The sequence below is a fragment of the Marilutibacter maris genome (assembly GCF_006546735.2).
GTDB lineage: Bacteria > Pseudomonadota > Gammaproteobacteria > Xanthomonadales > Xanthomonadaceae > Marilutibacter > Marilutibacter maris.
The window spans coordinates 1-16,702 of record NZ_VICD02000008.1; the positions used below are offsets into that span (position 1 = coordinate 1).

Annotated in this window: 17 protein-coding genes and 1 tRNA gene; 11 read left to right on the forward strand and 7 right to left on the reverse strand. The window is 69.6% G+C overall.

The window, feature by feature from the left end; translation table 11 throughout:
* Window positions 1–184: 184 nt before the first annotated feature.
* From ftsY to FKV24_RS01350, 4 genes are read left to right on the forward strand one after another with little or no spacing between them, the layout of a single operon-like run.
* Window positions 185–1,489, forward strand: coding sequence for a signal recognition particle-docking protein FtsY (gene ftsY / locus FKV24_RS01340; protein WP_141480925.1), 1,305 nt, complete (start codon window positions 185–187; stop codon window positions 1,487–1,489).
* Between the two features lie 9 nt (window positions 1,490–1,498).
* A complete protein-coding gene (locus tag FKV24_RS19700) occupies window positions 1,499–2,782 on the forward strand; it encodes an AsmA family protein (protein WP_249040865.1) in 1,284 nt (427 codons plus the stop codon).
* Window positions 2,779–3,921: an A/G-specific adenine glycosylase gene (gene mutY, locus FKV24_RS01345; RefSeq protein ID WP_425481556.1), complete on the forward strand. Its 1,143-nt coding sequence runs from the start codon at window positions 2,779–2,781 to the stop codon at window positions 3,919–3,921. The genes FKV24_RS19700 and mutY overlap by 4 nt, the downstream gene beginning before the upstream one ends.
* Window positions 3,922–3,943: 22 nt before the next feature.
* Window positions 3,944–4,219, forward strand: coding sequence for an oxidative damage protection protein (locus FKV24_RS01350; protein WP_141480927.1), 276 nt, complete (start codon window positions 3,944–3,946; stop codon window positions 4,217–4,219).
* 23 nt (window positions 4,220–4,242) lie between these two features.
* Here FKV24_RS01350 and FKV24_RS01355 read toward each other — a convergent pair whose 3' ends face one another.
* Complete coding sequence (locus FKV24_RS01355; protein WP_223250293.1) at window positions 4,243–4,713, reverse strand: DUF6491 family protein; 471 nt, start codon at window positions 4,711–4,713, stop codon at window positions 4,243–4,245.
* Window positions 4,714–5,119: 406 nt separating this feature from the next.
* Between FKV24_RS01355 and FKV24_RS01360 the strand changes: the two genes are divergently transcribed.
* From FKV24_RS01360 to FKV24_RS20170, 3 genes are all read left to right on the forward strand, one after another.
* Window positions 5,120–5,195, forward strand: a tRNA-Phe gene (locus FKV24_RS01360).
* A gap of 296 nt (window positions 5,196–5,491) precedes the next feature.
* On the forward strand, window positions 5,492–5,821 hold the full coding sequence (locus tag FKV24_RS01365; RefSeq protein ID WP_141480928.1) for a DUF1902 domain-containing protein: 330 nt from the start codon (window positions 5,492–5,494) through the stop codon (window positions 5,819–5,821).
* Between the two features lie 39 nt (window positions 5,822–5,860).
* Window positions 5,861–6,070 (forward strand): type II toxin-antitoxin system HicA family toxin, encoded by a 210-nt coding sequence (locus tag FKV24_RS20170; RefSeq protein ID WP_211371746.1) that lies wholly within the window; start codon window positions 5,861–5,863, stop codon window positions 6,068–6,070.
* A gap of 150 nt (window positions 6,071–6,220) precedes the next feature.
* On the opposite strand, the gene FKV24_RS01375 is transcribed toward FKV24_RS20170, so the two are convergent.
* The 4 genes from FKV24_RS01375 to FKV24_RS01390 form a co-directional block, all read right to left on the reverse strand.
* Window positions 6,221–6,478: a hypothetical protein gene (locus FKV24_RS01375; RefSeq protein WP_141480930.1), complete on the reverse strand. Its 258-nt coding sequence runs from the start codon at window positions 6,476–6,478 to the stop codon at window positions 6,221–6,223.
* Between the two features lie 112 nt (window positions 6,479–6,590).
* Window positions 6,591–7,049: a hypothetical protein gene (locus FKV24_RS01380; RefSeq protein WP_141480931.1), complete on the reverse strand. Its 459-nt coding sequence runs from the start codon at window positions 7,047–7,049 to the stop codon at window positions 6,591–6,593.
* Entirely contained in the window at window positions 7,046–7,744 is a 699-nt protein-coding gene (locus FKV24_RS01385) for a hypothetical protein (RefSeq protein ID WP_141480932.1), read from the reverse strand. The genes FKV24_RS01380 and FKV24_RS01385 overlap by 4 nt, the downstream gene beginning before the upstream one ends.
* 48 nt (window positions 7,745–7,792) lie before the next feature.
* Window positions 7,793–8,335 (reverse strand): hypothetical protein, encoded by a 543-nt coding sequence (locus tag FKV24_RS01390; RefSeq protein WP_141480933.1) that lies wholly within the window; start codon window positions 8,333–8,335, stop codon window positions 7,793–7,795.
* 230 nt (window positions 8,336–8,565) lie between these two features.
* On the opposite strand from FKV24_RS01390, the gene FKV24_RS01395 reads away from it, so the two are divergent.
* Window positions 8,566–9,027 (forward strand): hypothetical protein, encoded by a 462-nt coding sequence (locus tag FKV24_RS01395; protein ID WP_141480934.1) that lies wholly within the window; start codon window positions 8,566–8,568, stop codon window positions 9,025–9,027.
* A gap of 126 nt (window positions 9,028–9,153) precedes the next feature.
* On the opposite strand, the gene FKV24_RS01400 is transcribed toward FKV24_RS01395, so the two are convergent.
* Both FKV24_RS01400 and FKV24_RS01405 read right to left on the reverse strand, forming a co-directional pair.
* A complete protein-coding gene (locus FKV24_RS01400) occupies window positions 9,154–11,670 on the reverse strand; it encodes a S8 family peptidase (protein WP_211371747.1) in 2,517 nt (838 codons plus the stop codon).
* 289 nt (window positions 11,671–11,959) lie between these two features.
* Entirely contained in the window at window positions 11,960–13,366 is a 1,407-nt protein-coding gene (locus FKV24_RS01405; protein ID WP_141480935.1) for a S8 family peptidase, read from the reverse strand.
* A 314-nt stretch (window positions 13,367–13,680) separates the two neighbouring features.
* On the opposite strand from FKV24_RS01405, the gene FKV24_RS01410 reads away from it, so the two are divergent.
* The 3 genes from FKV24_RS01410 to FKV24_RS01420 all read left to right on the forward strand — a co-directional run.
* Window positions 13,681–14,550, forward strand: coding sequence for a DUF6689 family protein (locus FKV24_RS01410; RefSeq protein ID WP_141480936.1), 870 nt, complete (start codon window positions 13,681–13,683; stop codon window positions 14,548–14,550).
* Window positions 14,551–14,644: 94 nt separating this feature from the next.
* The gene (locus FKV24_RS01415) at window positions 14,645–15,586 is read left to right on the forward strand and encodes a GAF domain-containing protein (RefSeq protein WP_111265883.1); all 942 of its coding nucleotides are present in this window, start codon (window positions 14,645–14,647) and stop codon (window positions 15,584–15,586) included.
* On the forward strand, window positions 15,583–16,702 hold a 1,120-nt coding region (locus FKV24_RS01420), incomplete at its 3' end, for a serine/threonine-protein kinase (protein WP_141480937.1). The genes FKV24_RS01415 and FKV24_RS01420, both read left to right, overlap by 4 nt.

A 16,702-nucleotide genomic window follows, 5' to 3' on the forward strand; every position in this document is an offset into this window, starting at 1 on the left:
GCCGGCGCCGTGGCGGGGCCTGGCCGGCGCCGGCCGTCTCGCCGCCCGCCACTCATGGGGATGTCCTCATCGGGCGGCCTTGATCGGATGGATCCCGTCTGGCGACCCGGATTCGCAGTGCTAGCATGTCGCCATTCTCGCGCATTGCCCCCCATTTCCCGATATCCCCCCATATCCCTGATCGATGGTCAGTTTTTTCCGCCGCAAGAAATCCGAAAAGCCCACCGACGCCGAATCCGAACGCCGCATCGCCGAACTGGCCGCCGCGTTTCCGGATGCGCCGCCGTCGCCCGCGTCCGAGCCTGGGCCCGAACCAGAGCCGCAGCCACCGGCAGCGGCCGCCGATGAGGCGCCGGAGCGCGAACCGGAGCGGGAGCCCGGGCAGGCCGCCAGCGGGGACGCCGACGCCGCGCCCGAGCCGGTACCGGCCGAGATCATCGCCGCGGCGATGGACGCGGGCGACAGCAGCGAGGCCGACGACGCGCCCGGACCTACGGACCCGGAGCCGACACCCACGCCGACCCAGCCCGAGGCCGAACCCGTAGCCGCTGACAAGCCGGCCAAGGCCAGCTGGCGCGAGCGCCTGCGCGGCAGTGCGTTCGCGCGCAGCCTCGGCGGCCTGTTCTCGCGCAACCCGCGCCTGGACGACGACCTGCTCGACGAGATCGAGACCGCGCTGATCACCGCCGACGTCGGCGTGACCGCGACCACCGAGCTGGTCGAGGACTTGCGCAAGCGGATGAAGGCGCGCGAGTTCGCCGACGCCGGCGCCCTGCTCACCGCGCTGCGCGGCGACCTGACCGAGCTGCTGCGACCGGTCGCGATGCCGCTGCGGATCGACCGCGACGCCAAGCCCTTCGTGCTGCTGACCGTCGGCGTCAACGGCGTCGGCAAGACCACCACGATCGGCAAGCTGGCGCGCCGCTTCAAGGACGAGGGTCGCCCCTTGATGCTGGCCGCCGGCGACACCTTCCGCGCCGCCGCGGTCGCCCAGTTGCAGACCTGGGGCGAGCGCAACGGGGTGCCGGTGATCGCCCAGGGCCAGAATGCCGACGCCGCCTCGGTCGCGTTCGACGCGCTGCAGGCGGCCAAGGCGCGCGGTACCGAAGTGCTGATCGCCGACACCGCCGGCCGCCTGCACACCCAGCAGGGATTGATGGCCGAGCTGGGCAAGATCAAGCGGGTCCTGGCCAAGCTCGATGCGGCCGCGCCGCACGAGGTGCTGATGGTGATCGACGGCACCACCGGCCAGAACGCGCTGAGCCAGCTGCGCCAGTTCCATGCCGCGGTCGGGGTCACCGGCTTGGTGGTGACCAAGCTCGACGGCACCGCCAAGGGCGGCGTGCTGTTCGCGCTGGCGCGCGAATTCGGCATCCCGATCCGCTACGTCGGCATCGGCGAGCGCCCCGAGGACCTGCGCGTGTTCGACGCCGGCGCCTTCGTCGACGCACTGTTGCCGGAGTCGCTCGGCACCGCTTCCGGCGACTGACCCGCGACGATGGCGGCGAGCCGCAAGCGACGCGCGCTGCTGGCCGTACTCGCGCTGGCGGCGCTGCTTGCGTTGCTGCTGGCCTGGCTGAGCCGGCCGCAGCAACTGGCGGGCCTGATCCTCGACCGCGCCGGCGCCGCGCTGGGGCTGGAAATCAGCGCCTCCGGCCCCGCCGAGTACCGCCTGCGCGGCACCCCGCAACTGGTGCTGCGCAAGCTCAGCGTGCGCGAGCCCGGCGCCGCCACCGCCCTGCTGGAAGCCGATCGCCTGCTGCTGGCGCTGCCGTGGTCGACGATCCGGAGCAATGGCCAGGACCTGACCGTGCAGCGGGTCGAGCTGGATGCGCCGCGGCTGGATCTGGCGGCACTGCAACGTTGGATGGCGGGCCGGCCGCCATCGTCGCAGACATCGCGACTGCCGCTGCTGACCGACGGCATCGGCATCGTAGACGGCCATGTCGCCGGCGACGGTTGGGAAATCCGCGACATCTCGCTGTCGGCCGCCCGCTTCGATCCGCGGCGACCGCTGGCCGCACGACTGCGCGGGCGCTACGTCGATGCGCCACTGGAGGCCGGCTTCGACCTGCGGGTCGCCCTGGACGAAGCGCAGGCGCTGCTGGAACAACGCGCGACCACGGTCGCCGCCGACGGCGGGGTCGAGATCCGCTCCGGCGCGACCGCGCTGCCGGCGACGCTGAGCCTGTCCGGGCCACTGCGCATGGACGAGGACGGCATCGCGGTCGAACCGCTGCGCCTGGGCGCATCGGCCCGCTACCGCAACGGCGACACCGACCTGCCGCTGCGGATCGGCGTCCACGGGCCGCTGCGCCATGCCGGACAGCGGCTGTCGCTGGACGCGGCGGGCCTGATCGTGCGCGGCGAAGGCGATGACAGCCCGATCCCGCCGCTGCGCGCCCGCGGCCGTCTGACGCTCGATGGCGCACGCACACCGGCCCTGCTGCAGATCGCCGTGGGCGGCGAGATCGCCCGCTGGCCGCAGGCATGGCCGACGCTGCCGCCGCCGCTGGGCCAGTCCGACTCGCCGCTGCCGTTCTCGCTGGCCTACGCGGGCGCGACCGACGGCGGCGATCCGCTGCGGCTGCGACTGGCCCGCGACGCCACCCGCTTCGATGCGCGGCTGCGGCTGCCGGCGCTGCTGGACTGGTTCGACACCCTGGCCGACGGCAATCCATTGCCGCCGCTACAGGGGCGGCTGAGCACGCCGCGGGTCGAGGTCAGCGGCGCGACCCTGCACGGGGTCGAGATCGAATTCGAGGAGGATGCCGAGCAGTGAGCCGTCGCCCCAGTACGACCGAGGACGCGTCAAGCGCCACCGGCGAGGACGGCTTCGCCTCCCGCCTGCTGGCCTGGTTCGACGACCACGGCCGCCACGACCTGCCGTGGCAGCATCCGCGCACGCCGTACCGGGTGTGGCTGTCGGAAATCATGCTGCAGCAGACCCAGGTGACGACGGTGATCGGCTACTTCCAGCGCTTCGTCGACGCCCTGCCCGACCTGCCGGCGCTGGCGGCGGCGCCGCAGGAGCGGGTGCTGGCGCTGTGGTCGGGACTGGGCTACTACGCCCGCGCCCGCAACCTGCACGCCGCGGCGCGCGCCTGCGTCGAACAGCACGGCGGCGCACTGCCGCGCGACCTCGACGCCCTGGTCGCCCTGCCCGGCATCGGCCGCAGCACCGCCGCGGCGATCCTGTCGCAGGCCTGGGGTGACCGCCACGCCATCCTCGACGGCAACGTCAAGCGCGTGCTCGCCCGCTACCACGGCGTCGACGGTTGGCCGGGCGCGCCGAAGGTCGAGAAACGTCTGTGGACCCACGCCGAGGCGCACGCGGCCAGTCCGTCCCTGCCCGACGGCCGCCTGCCCGACTACACCCAGGCGCAGATGGACCTGGGCGCGACCCTGTGCACCCGCGCCAACCCGACCTGCCTGCTGTGCCCGCTGCGCGGCGACTGCGTCGCCCATCGCGAGGGCCGCAGCGGCGAGCTGCCGACCCCGCGCCCCGGCAAGACCCTGCCCCGGCGCGAGGCGCAGGTGCTGTGGCTGGAGGACGCCGATGGCCGGGTCCTGCTGCAACAGCGCCCGCCGACCGGCATCTGGGCCTCGCTGTGGACCCTGCCGCAGGCCGACGACGAGGCCCAGGCGCGGCAATGGCTGCAGCAGGCGACCACCGCCGCGCCGGAGGCCGGCGCCGCACTGCCGGCGATCGCCCACGCCTTCAGCCACTACCGGCTGACCCTGCACCCGCGCCGCTGGCTCGGCATCGCGCTGCGCGAGCGGGTCGGCGACAATGACGGCCTGCGCTGGGTCGCACGCGCCCAGCTCGGCGCGCTGGGCATCCCCGCGCCGATCCGCAAGCTGCTTGAGAGCGGGCCGACCAGTCCGCCCGCGCCCGACGCCAGCCCCGACACCGACTGACAGAAACCGGAAGAGACCGCGCATGCCCCGAACCGTCTACTGCGAATACGAGAAGCGCGAGACCGAAGGCCTGGACTTCGTGCCCTGGCCCGGCGAGCTCGGCAAACGCGTGTTCGCCCACATCGGCAAGGCCGCGTGGGCCAAGTGGCTGGCCCACCAGACCATGCTGATCAACGAGAACCGGCTGTCGCCGATGGACCCCAAGCACCGCGCCTTCCTTGCCGAGCAGATGGAGAAGTTCCTGTTCGAGGGCGGCGCCGAGCAGCCGGCCGGCTACGTGCCGACCGGCCAGGACTGAGGCCACGCGGCCCCGGGGGCGGCTCAGCCGTCCTCGCGGGGCGCGGTCTTGGCCTCGCGCAGCTCGGCCTCCTCGGCCTTGATCGCACGGGTGTCGAGCGGCCGGATCTCCTGGATGAAACAGGGAATCGGCGCCGCGCCCTGCCCCAGCGGCAACACCTTGTCGAAGCGCGAATAGACCGACCCGCCCTGGTTGGTGATGCTGATCGCCATCGCGAAATCCAGATCCGGACAGCGGCTGCCCAGCTCCAGCAGATAGGCCTCGTGCGGACGCGTCCAGACCGCCAGCGCGCTACCGCCCAGCGAGGTCCAGCCGTCCAGACGACCGAAGTAGCGGAAGCTCCTGACCGGCTCGCCGGCATTGGCGCGATAGATCGCCAGCCGTTCGTCGTCGCTGATCCGACCGGTCGCGCAGGCCGCCAGGCCTCCCGCCATGGCCGCGGCGAGCAGCAGGGCCCGTCCCAGCGCCGGCTTGCGGGGAAACATCTTGCTCATCTCGATCTCCATGGCTGCGAAGGGGGCCGCCGACGCCGCGCGCCTCTCGGACACGCATCGGCTCTGATGACTGGTACGCGGACCGGCTACCCACAGTCGCATGATCCGCGCCGCCGGTTAAGCTGCCGTCAGGCTGGCGTGGGCGCGCCCTCACAGGCGCCTGTCCCGACCGCCCACGTACCAGCACCGCGAGCGACCACGCGGACCATCGACAGCCGGACGCCCGCGCAGCGGCCGCCGCCTCGCCCATGGCCCCGTTCAGTGCGCCCGGATGCACCGGCAGCCACTGCCAGCGTGGCCGCGAACCGCGCCCCGCCACGATCGCGCGCACAGGCTTGCCACATCCTTCGCGCATCCGTATGATGCCGCTCCTCGCATGGCACGCCGCATGGCAACGCCGCGACGTGGCCGGGTAGCTCAGTTGGTAGAGCAGGGGATTGAAAATCCCCGTGTCGGGGGTTCGATTCCCTCCCCGGCCACCATGATCAAACGAAAGCCCCGCAAAGGTTCCAGCCTTTGCGGGGCTTTTCGTTCTTGTCTACCAAACGAGTCTCATGTCATGCCCTGTGTCATGGTAAATACTTGATGAAGTGAGGTCGCGACCTTCACTTGCAGTTGACTAACACAGGGCCATAACATCAATGAAGCGACGCGGCCCTCATTGAGTGCCGTGTTTCTACTACACGGAAGGCAGGCCTGCAGTCGTCCGTGGATGGGGAGAGGAAATTGCAGGTGCGCCCAGAGGCATTAGGGGAAGGGCGATAGCCAGGAGTTACCAATGCGACCTGAACAGTTGATCCTTCGCTGCTACGCGGAGCGAAAGGGAGACCAGTGGCAGGCGTTTTGTCTTGAGTTCTCGCTTGCCGCCCAGGGTGACTCTCTCAATGAGGCTAGGGCCAAGCTTGATGAACAGATTCGTGAGTACGTCCACGACTCGTTAGTCGGCAAGGATCGCCTACACGCAGCTCAGCTTCTATCGCGCAAAGCTCCGCTCCGGTTCTACTTGCGCTACGCCTATATATCGGCCGTCCTCAAGCTCCGCGGGCATGACACCCGCAAAAAGGCCCGCTTCAAGGAAGCTATGCCATTGGTGCCAGCTCTCTGCTGACACGTGGGCGGTCGCTACAAGCCCGTTTCATGTAGAGAAATGAAGGCTGTGCTGAAGAAGCTCGGCTTCCAACCTCGCCCACAGAAGGCGACCTCCCACGAGCAGTGGGTTCGCGGTGAAGGTTCTGACTTCCGGCGCGTCACAGTTGACTGTCCAAAAGCTCCATTCACAGATGGACTACTCAGCATGATGCTGCATCAGGCAGGCCTGACAAAGAAAGAGTTCTACAAAGTCTTAGACTCCATCTAACGAGCTCCGCCACGAAGGGCGGGGCCCGGCCGACGCACAGCAGCGGAGGCCTCCATGAGCAAGAGATGGCCGCCGAGTCGGCTGCCGGTGTTCTCACTGACACCGCCGGCTGGTCAGGCGCGGGAGCTCCTATGCCCGCGCATCACGAACTCATGCCACTATCCGCTCTCGCTCCACGATGGAGAGGCTCTGGAAGGTCTTGGCGACGTCTTCATCCTTCATGCCGTTGAGAGCATCGTCCCCCTTCGGGGCGGCAACCACTGCTCGCATCACATCCGCATCGCTTGCGCAGTTCCTAAGGTCGACGCCGGGGCACTTGACCCTGGCCAACTTCACGATGCCTTCCTCCAGCGCGCAGCCGACGAGATGCATCCAGTCCTGCGGCCGGCGCCGAACCGTGCTGTCCATTTCGAACGCCGGATTCAGCGCTTCCGAGAAATGGGGTCAGGTACATTTGAACCCACCGCCGATATCAGTCGCGCCGTGGCCCGCCTGGGACGCGAATCGGAGACCTTCTCGCTCAGGGAACGCATCCCACCTCGACCGTATGGACCGAGCCCGAGTCGTACAGGAATCCCAGCCAGCAGCCGTCGTTCCAGACCCTTCCAACCGGCTTGCCGCCCATCGTCGCCGTTTCAAGCCTGGCGCCATAGATATGTCGCACCTCAGCGCGGGACATGCCCGGACAGGCTCCCGACGGCGTGCAGTATCCGGGATCCGTGCCGACAATGCTGCCAACGCCCTGCTCGTCCAGCCTGATGGTCAGCCCAGGCCAGGACAGCCTGATCGGCAGACGGTCGGCCTCGCCCTCGACCCGCTCACCGGGCGGGCCAAGCGCCTCGATCACCGAAGCTTCCGGTTGCCCGAGCACGATGCCACCGAGCGACAGCTCGTCGCCGGCGGACGAGCCGGACAGGGCCAGCAACAGACACAGCAGGGAGCCCATGATGAAGGTTCCTTCAGCGAGAACCTGTGTCATAGGCGATTCTTCTCCGGAATGCTGACAGACCCGGGACCCATGATGATGCGCCGGTAGTCCGAACTGTCGAACCCCTCGCCTGACGCAAGACTATCGCTCAACCGCATCCATCTGTCCTGCCAGCCTTCGGCGGCACTGAACCCCTCCAACTCGCCGGGGTCGTACTCCTTTCCGGCAAGCACCGCCATCACGTCGGAAAAGGTGTCGGTGTCGGTCAGCCCTGCCGACCGCTGCAGCATTACCCATGACAGAAGGCAGAAGTAGTCGTCGTAGCCCTCGCCAGCTGGCACGCCATGCCTCGACCACAGCAGATAGTCCGAGAGGAGTCTGATGGCGTCTTGGCCCCCATCGGCGGCGGCACTGACCGCCATCAGGCAGTACTCGCTCTCGACACATATCCCTCCCTGCGTGACATCGTGGCAGTAGAGGTAGAGCACAGCCAGATACAGTCTCATCCACGGCGAGTACGAATCGAACCGATCGATCCAGCACTCGTATATCGCAAACTCGATGTCGTAGTGCCCGCTTTGAGGAAACTCGCCACGCTCCAGCGGAAGCATGACCGTCTCGACCGGAAGATCACTGGGGTCGGTGAACCCGCCTTCTTGCGCCAGCAACGCGAACTCTTCGACATCCAGCCTGCTCCTGATGAAAGCAAGCAACTTCGCGTCGGCATCTCGATCAAATGGAAACACCCCCAATCTCCTCTAACAGGCAACGGCCTCGGCCTTCCGGGACCATCTTCAGGATTCCCGCAGCTTGACCAGCACCCGACCGAGAACATCGGCCCTCGCCTCCGCCAATGGATGGGCTTTAGTGCTCAACTCGCTCCTGCGTGCCGCCCGCTCCATCAGTTCGCAGATGAAGTGCTCGACATTCCCCAGCCTGGTGCTCAGGCGGTGCTTGTCCCTGCTGGCCTGTCCTAGCTGTTCGTGAAAACACCTGGCTATCGACATCAGCTCATCGGCCGAGTACGCGACATTACGGACCGACACACTCGTGCCACTGAGTACGGTTTCTTCGTCGTCCAGTTCACCCAGCAGGCGCAGTTCCCGTGAAGTCGCGTCGATAGATATGACGACATCCTCGCGAAACCTGTCCAGTGCTTCGCCTGCAGCGGCAGAGCCCTCGGGGTGATCCACCGTGACCTCGACCACCGGCCCTACGGAATCAGGCTCAAAGCACTCGGGCACAAATCGCAGGAGCAACCGTTCCGGGGTTGCACGACAATCCGATAGCAACAGCCAGCTCATCGCCTCCCCTTGGCTGGAAACGCCTTGTTTCATCCGGCCACAGTCTAGCGCTCCCCCTCCCTCCCCAACGCCACCGCCGTCGGCACGTCCGGCGCCTGCCCGATGCAGGGGCTCGGTTGCCGGACCGGCACAACGCAATACCTGCCTCGACAATGCCCCCCGGAGCCGCTTCGCACGCCAACACAGGAGCCATTGCCCGGACGCAGTCGTTCGTGCCGAACGGCGCGCTAGAGTCGTCGCCTCACCGATAGCGGGGAACGACGATGCGCAAGCCCTCATTGCCTGCCGGGGTGTTGCTGGGCGGTCTGCTCGGCGGCGCACTGGACCTGCTCTACGCGTTCGGCTTCGCCGCCTCGCGCGGAGTGGCGCCGACGCGGCTGTTGCAGACCATCGCCAGCGGGCTGCAGGGCCAGGCGGCCTACGAAGGCGGCACCGCCAGCGCGGCGCTGGGGCTGTTCTCGCACTTCGCGATGTCGCTGGGTTGGGCCGCGGGGTTCGCGCTGCTGGCCTCGCGGGTCGGCTGGTTGCGCCAGCGCCCGGCATTCGCCGGACCGCTGTACGGGATCGTGGTGTTCCTGGCGATGCGCTGCGTGGTGCTGCCGCTGTCGGCCTACCCGCATCCGGTCGGCTTCCCGCCGTTGTCGACGTCGCTGGACCTGCTCTCGCACATGTTCCTGTTCGGACTGCCGATCGCCCTGCTCGTCGCCCGCGCGTTGCGCAGGTAGCCGCGACGGCGGCGCCCCGTCGCCGGCCATGACCGGCCATGACCGACGGATAAAAAGAGTGGCCCGGGGGGATACCGGGCCACTCGGGGTAGAACGGACGAGGGGATTGCGTCCGCTCCTTGCTGCTCAGTCCTCGGCGCTCTGGTAGTGCGCCATGTAGCGGCCCGCGGCGACCGCGTAGGCGGCCCGGGTCACGTTCTGCGACGGGTCGAACCAGGCGTGCAGGGTCGGCTGCAGGTCGAACGGCCCCTGGGTCACGGTGAAGCGTGCGTTGATCAGGCCCAGATCCAGCGCCAGCTGGACGTAGCCGCGCAGGCTGGCGGGGATGCTGCCGGCGTCCTCGACCGGGATGCGCCTGCCGTCATGGAACGCGGTCAGCTCGCCGCTGAAGGCCTGCGCCTCGCTCTGCAGGGCCAGGCTCTGCACCAGCGAATAGGCCAGGCTGACCCGGGTGACCTTGTCGTTGGGGCGGAACGCGCCGTTGACGGTCCCCATGACGCCGGCCTGCGACTGGCCGAGATCGCGCAGCGCGGCGCCGCGTGCAACCACCGACTCGGCGAATGGATAGGCGGCGTCGCCGGGAGCGAGGTCGCTGAAGCTGCCGTTGCCGGAGAACGGCAGCGACTGGCGGACGCTGGCGCCCATCATCAGGTACTCGGCCAGCTCGCCGCGCTTGAGCGCCGCGTCGGGGCGGAAGCGGCGGCTGGAGTCGCCATCGACCAGGCGGTTGGCGACCGCGTACTCGATCGCGGTGCGGGCCGGATGGTTGGCGACGTCGTCCATGCCGGTGTAGCCGCCGCTGTTGATCAGGCTGATCTCGCCCTCGACCGTGCCCGGCAGGCCATAGCCGTTGGTGACCCCGGCCGGATCCAGCGCGGTACCGGACACCGAGCCGATGCCGCGGGCACTGACCGTCCACACGCCCGGCTTGGCCGGGGCGCCGGTGGTCACGGTGTCGCCGAGCACCGGCAGCGCGATCGCCGAGCCGTAGCGGACGCCGTCGGGATCGGTCAGCACCAGCGCCAGGGTGTTCTCGCCGATGGTGGCGCGGACCGAGACCCAGGCGGCGTCGGCGCCGACGGTGAAGCTCTGCTCGCCGGTTTCGCCGACCGGCGAGAACTGGAACGAGAACGGCTGGGTCGAACCCGGCGTCAACAGCGCATTGGCATTGAAGCTGCGCAGCGCATTGACGGTGGCGCCGTGGTCGTCGCGCAGGCCGGCGGCCTCGGCGACCGCGGCATAGGCGTTGACGTGGCCGGCGCCGGCTTCCCACGGCAGGCGCCCGGTCATGTTGGTGGCGGTGCGCTGCAGGATGTCCTTGACCTGGGCCGGGGTCAGGTTCGGGTTGGCCTCCAGCATCAGCGCGACGATGCCCGACACGTGCGGGGTCGCCATCGAGGTGCCGCTCATGTGGGTGTAGAACGGCAGATGGGCCGGATCGATCGCCTCGGCGTCGTGCTGGGCCTCCAGCAGCGGCAGGGTGCCGGCGGTGTCGCGGGTGGAGATGATGTCCACGCCGGTGGCGACCACGGTCGGCTCGTTGATGTAGGTCCACTGGCTGCCGTCGGGCATCGTGAAGTCGCCCATCTCGCCGCGCTTGCCGCGCGAGGAGAAGCCGGTGAGCACGCCGTCCTTCTCGCCGGCGCCGACCGAGATCACCCACGGCGCCTGCGCGTAGGGGTTGTGGGTGTCCTCGCCGGGGCCGTCGTTGCCGGCGGCGAACACGCTGACGATGCCGCGCTTGTACAGCTCGTAGGTGGCGATGTTGACCGGGTTGGACGGGTCGAACTTGCCCGAGCTGCCCCAGGAGTTGCTGGTCACCCGGATCGGCGAATCGAAGCTGAACTGGTGGGTGGCGGCGTAGTCGAGACCGCCGACCGCGTCGAGCACCAGCAGCACCGCGCCGGAGCCGTAGCCGACCAGGTCGGCGCCCGGGGCGACGCCGCGATACAGGCCGTTGGAGCGCTCGCCGGTGCCGCCGATGGTGCCGGCGCAGTGGGTGCCGTGGCCGGAGCCCAGGTCGGTGTTGGGCACGTTCTCCAGATAGGTGACCGGAACGATGCCCGGCGCGACCAGCTCGCCGGCCAGCTCGGCGAGGATGTTCTGCGCACCGAGCACGTTCTGGACCACGTTCTCGCCGAACTTCAGATCCTCGTGGGTGGCATCGACGCCGGAGTCGTTGACCATCACGGTCACGCCCCAGCCGCTGAACGGGATCGCGCGGCCGTAGTCGCCGGGGTTCTGCACCGCGCGCGCGGCGCCGGACATCTCGCGCGCCTCCTTGTTGAAGTAGCGCAGCGGCGCATTGAAGTAGATCGAAGCGACGTCGTCGCGCGCGGCCAGCGCGCGGATCTCGGCCGGGGTCGCCAGCGCGCCGACGATCGGCAGGCTCTGCATGCGCACGCCGCGGTCGATGCCCAGCAGCTTCAGCGCATCGAGCTGGCTGGAGGTGGCGGGGCCGGATTGCTCGTAGCTGACGACGATCTGCAATTGGTCGGTCGGCAGCGCGCTGTCCATGCGCGAAAGCAGTTGCGGGTCGAGATGGGCGTCGGCCAGGGCGACGCCGCTGGCCAGCAGGCCGGCGGCCAGCGCACAGATGCGGAAGGCCGGACGGCGGGTGGCGGTGGAATGCTGGAAGGACATGGACAGACTCCGGTGTTGGCGCTCCCGGGGAACGGGAGCTGCCCCTACCTTGGTCGTAGAGGCCACGGTGGAACATCCGGAGTTGCCTTCAACCGTATGGGGGGAAAGCACTCAGCGACGGCCCCGGGCGCGCCTCCGGCACCAAGAACAGCACCGGACAGCAGGACCGAGCCCCCGCCGGTCCCACTGCCGGTGCTGCAGGAAAGCGCGCCACCGGAACCGTCGCTTCCATCGAAGCCGTGCGCGGTCGCGGACGACCGCTCTTCCGATGGTTCCGGACGCGGGGATGTCAGAGCCCGCTCGCGACCCCAACCGCCTCGTAGGCATCGACATGACCGCCACCGACCTCCCAGGCGGCCCGGCCCGGCATCGGGTCGGCGGTGTCGTGCAGCACCTGCTTGACCTCCAGCGGGGTCAGGCCCGGATTGGCTTCCAGCAGCAGTGCGACGATCCCGGCCACATGCGGCGTCGCCATCGAGGTGCCGCTCATGTGGGTATAGAAGGGCACGTGCAGCGGATCGAGGTTGACGTCCTGGCCGGTCGCCAGCAGCGGCAGCGCACCGGTCAGCGCGCGGGTGGAGACCACGTCGACACCGGTCGCGACCAGGGTCGGCTGGTTGACATAGGTCCACTGGCTTCCGTCGGCCATGCCGAAGCTGCCGCTCTCGCCCGGATTGCCGCGCGAGGAGAAGTCGGCCAGGGTGCCGTCCTTGTTGCCGGCGGCGACCGAGATCACCCAGGGCGCCTGCGCGTAGGGGTTGTGGGTGTCGGCGCCGGGACCGTCGTTGCCGGCGGCGAACACGCTGACGATGCCGTGCTTGTAGGCCTCGTAGCTGGCGATGTTGACCGGGTCGGTCGGGTCGAAGTCGCCCGAGCTGCCCCAGGAGTTGGAGATGACCCTGATCGGCGCATCGAACGCATGCTGCTTGTCGATCGCATAGTCGAAACCGCCGACCGCATCGAGGATCGAGATCACCGCGCCGGAGCCGTAGCCGACGATGTCGGCGCCGGGCGCGACGCCACGGTGCAGGCCGCCGGAGCGCTCGCCGGTACCGCCGACCGAGCCGGCGCAATGGGTACCGTGACCGGAGCTGACGTCGGTGTTGAGCTGGCCCTCCAGGTAGGTCGCCGGCAGGAAGCCGAGGATCGAGGACAGATTGGTCAGCGCCTGCACATTCTCGACCACGTTCTCGCCGAACTTCAGGTCCTCGTGGGTGGCGTCGATGCCGGAATCGTTGACCATCACGGTCACGCCCTCGCCGGTATAGCCGTAGTCCGGATCGGCCTGCACGGCGTCCACGCCGGACAGCTGCCGCGCGTCGGCGTTGTGGTAGCGCAGCTCGCGGTTGAGGTGGATCGACAGCACGTCGCTGCGCAGGGCCAGCGCGCGGATCTCGGCCGGCGTGGCCAGCGCGCCGGCGATCGGCAGATGGTGCATGGTGCGGCCGCGGGTGATGCCGAGGCTGCGCAGCCCCTCGAGCTGGCCACTGCTGACCGGTCCCGACTGGTCGTAGCTGACCACGATCTCCAGCTCCTCCAGCGGCAGCGCGCCGGCCAACCGGGCGACGAGGTCCGGGGCCAGTTGCGCATCGGCCAGGGCGACGCCGCTGGCCAGCAGGCCGGCCGCGATCGCGGACAGGCGCAGACAGGTGCGGGACAGACGTGAATACTGGCGGCTCAAATGCTGGCGGCTCATCGGCGAGGCTCTTCCATCGCGCCCGTGACGGGCAGGTCGGCCGAGTATTTCGCGGCAGGCCGGGCGCCGGCATCGTGGCGACCCCTCAATTCATCCAGGTGAAACCACCCAGCCACCACCAGGCAACGCCTGCCGTCATAACGGCTACTGGCGGTGGCGGCCGGCCGGCGCCGCGCCGCCCCGACGCCCCGCATGAGGGAAAACCCCTAGAGACGCCGCTCACGTTTTCGCGCTAGGCTCGGGGCCGACTTTGCCGTATCTGTCCTGCCCGCCCGGCCATTCGCGCCTGTCCGAGGCCGGACCCGGAGGATGCAATGCCGAGAGTGCTGTCGAGAACCCCGTCGATATTCGCCCCGTTCCGCAGGCTCCAGCAGCTGATGCTGGCTGCGCTGCTGTTGGCCGGGTCGGGTTCCGCCCTCGCCCAGGCCCTGCCCGTGCAGGTGCAGGTGTCGGGCAACACCGCCACCGCACAGATCGGCGTGCTCGGCCAACCGGTGGCCGACCTCACCCTCAACTTCGACGACGCCAGCGGCCTGAGCGCCTCCAGCCTCGGCATCAGCGCCAAGCTGGTGAACCTCAACAATGCCGCCCTGCTCGCGCGCCTGCCCGACCTGCAGCTGACCCAGCTCGACTCGGCGCTGCCACTGCTGATCACCGTCGAGCCACCCGGCAACGGCGGTCTGAGCTTCAACCGCACGGTCCGGGTCGAAGTGCACACGCATGCGCTGAGCTACAGCGCCGGCAGCGCCTACCGTCTGTTCAAGGCGCCGCTGCTGGGTCCGTTCCGCGACATCAGCGACGAGATCGCGCCCGGCAGCGTGCGTGCGCGCGGCACCACCGGCGGCTTCTCGCAGTTCCTGGTGCTGCTGGACCTGCGCGATACCGGCGACGTGATCGCCGCGAAATTCGACTGGCTGCGCGACCGCGTCGACGCCCTGCCGGTCGGCGTGCGCCCCGGCTACACCGCCAGCCTCGACGCCGCCGAGGCCGCGGTCGCCAGCGAGAACTTCGCCACCGCGATCGCCGAACTCGACACCCTGCGCGCCAATGCCGCCAGCCAGGCCGGCGGCGCCCTGACCCAGCAATGGCAGGCCGGCGGCAGCAACAACCAGGCCGGCGACCTGATCGCCGGAGCCGCCACGCTGAAGTTCAGCATCGCCTACCTGCGCGACTACGGACATTAGGGAGCGGCCGCCGAAGTCCGCGGCCGACCGGGCCCTGACACCGGCGCGCAGCGGGGGCGCTTCCGGTCGCGGCCGGCCGCGCTAAGATGGCCGGATGCAGGCGCGACTGATCGCCTACCCACCCGAAGGCGCGGCCACCATCTGCCTGATCCAGGCAGACGGCATGTTGCGCCTCGGCCGTACCCCGGACAGCGGCCTGGCCACCGCGCCCGCGGGAAGCGTCCACCTGGTTCTCGATCACCCCTCGGTATCGCGCGTGCATGCCGAGCTGCGCGGCATGCCCGACGGTTGGCGGCTGATCGACATGGGCAGCAAGAACGGCAGTTTCGTGGACGGCGTCCAATGCACCGATGCGCCGTTGCCGCCGACCTGCTGGTTGCGCTTCGGCGACGTCCATTGCGAGTTCGCGACGATCGACGACACCGAGGCCAGCGACCGGCGCCAGCAGGTCACCGCGCGCCGCGCCCTGGCCACCGCGCACACCGCACAGCTGCAGCGCATGACCGGGCTGGGCGACCTGCTCGACGCCAGCCTGCGCGCGGTCCTGGAGCTGGCCCACTGCGAGCGCGGCTTCGTGCTGCTGGACAACGGCAACGACTACGTCGTGCGCACCAGCCTGGCGCTGGACCCCACGATGCTGGCCAGCCGCGCCTTCTCCGGCAGCGTCAGCGCGGTGCGCCGGGCCCTGGCCGAGCGTCGGACCATCGTCGCCAACGACGTGGCCCGCCTGTCGTGGCTGGCCGAGCGCGCCTCGGTCGCGATCGCCGGCCTCAACACCCTGGTGTGCGTGCCGCTGTTCGACGGCAGCCGGGTGCTGGGCGCGATCTATGCCGACCGGGTGCGCCCGGGACCGGCGATCAACGATCTCGACGTCGACCTGCTGGCCGCCTTCGCCGACAACGCGGCGATGTGGATCGCCGCCCAGCGCACCCGTGAACTGCTCGACGCCCACGCATCCGCGACCGCCATCGAGGGCGGCGCCAACGGCCTCCCCTGGGACGGCATCGTCGCCGCCCATACCGGAACTGCCGGATGAGCGAGGACACCCCCGCCAGCGGCGCGGAAACCGCGACCGGCATCTATGCCCGCGCCGAGCTGGTGCCGGGCACCGTGCTGGCCGGACGTTTCCGCATCGAATCGCTGCTGGGCGTCGGCGGCATGGGCGTGGTCTACCGGGCAACCGACCTGGCCCTGGACGTCGAAGTCGCGATCAAGCTGCTGCGTCCGGAGCTGGCGCATCGCAGCGACTCGTTCGAGCGGTTCCGCTCCGAGCTGCTGCTCGCGCGGCAGGTGTCGGACCCGCACGTGGTCCGCATCCACGACCTGGCCCGCCACCAGGACCAGTGGCTGATCAGCATGGACTACGTCGACGGCGCCCCACTCGATCGCGTGCTCGACCGCGACGGCCCGTTCGCGGTCGAGGATGCGCTGAAGATCGCGCGCCAGCTCGCGCAGGGCCTGGCCGCCGCCCATGCCAAGGGCGTGGTGCACCGCGACCTCAAGCCGGCCAACGTGCTGCTCGATGCCGAAGGCAATGCCTACATCAGCGACTTCGGCGTCGCCCGCTCGCTGGCGACCAGCGGCCTGACCCGTTCCGGCTCGGTCATCGGCACCCCCGACTACCTGTCGCCCGAGCAGGCCCGCGGCGATCCCGTCGACGGCCGCAGCGACCTCTATGCGTTGGGCCTGATCCTCTACGAGATGCTCAGCGGCAAGCCGCCGTTCTCCAGCGGCACGATGGCCGAGGTGCTGGCGCAGCGGATGCTGCGCACACCGTCGCCGGTGACCGGCGAGCGCGCCGACGTGCCGGCCTGGGTCGCGCGCCTGCTCGACAAACTGCTGCGACCGCAGCCGAATCACCGCTTCCAGAGCGGCGCGGAGGTGATCACCGCGATCGACCGCCGCGAGGTCCCGCGCGAACTGCATCCGGGCAAGCCACTGGGCTGGGCGCTGGCCGCGACCCTGGCGATCGCCGCCGGACTGGCCGCGTGGTGGTGGTGGCGCGATGCCCCGCCCGACGCCGGGCTGCCCGCGGTCGCGACCTCCGCCCCGCTGCAACGGCTGCTGGTAATGCCGCTGACCGGTGACGGTGGCGATCTTCCCGCGCCCCGGGCCAGCGCCCTCGACGCGCACCTGCGCGACGCGCTGGCCG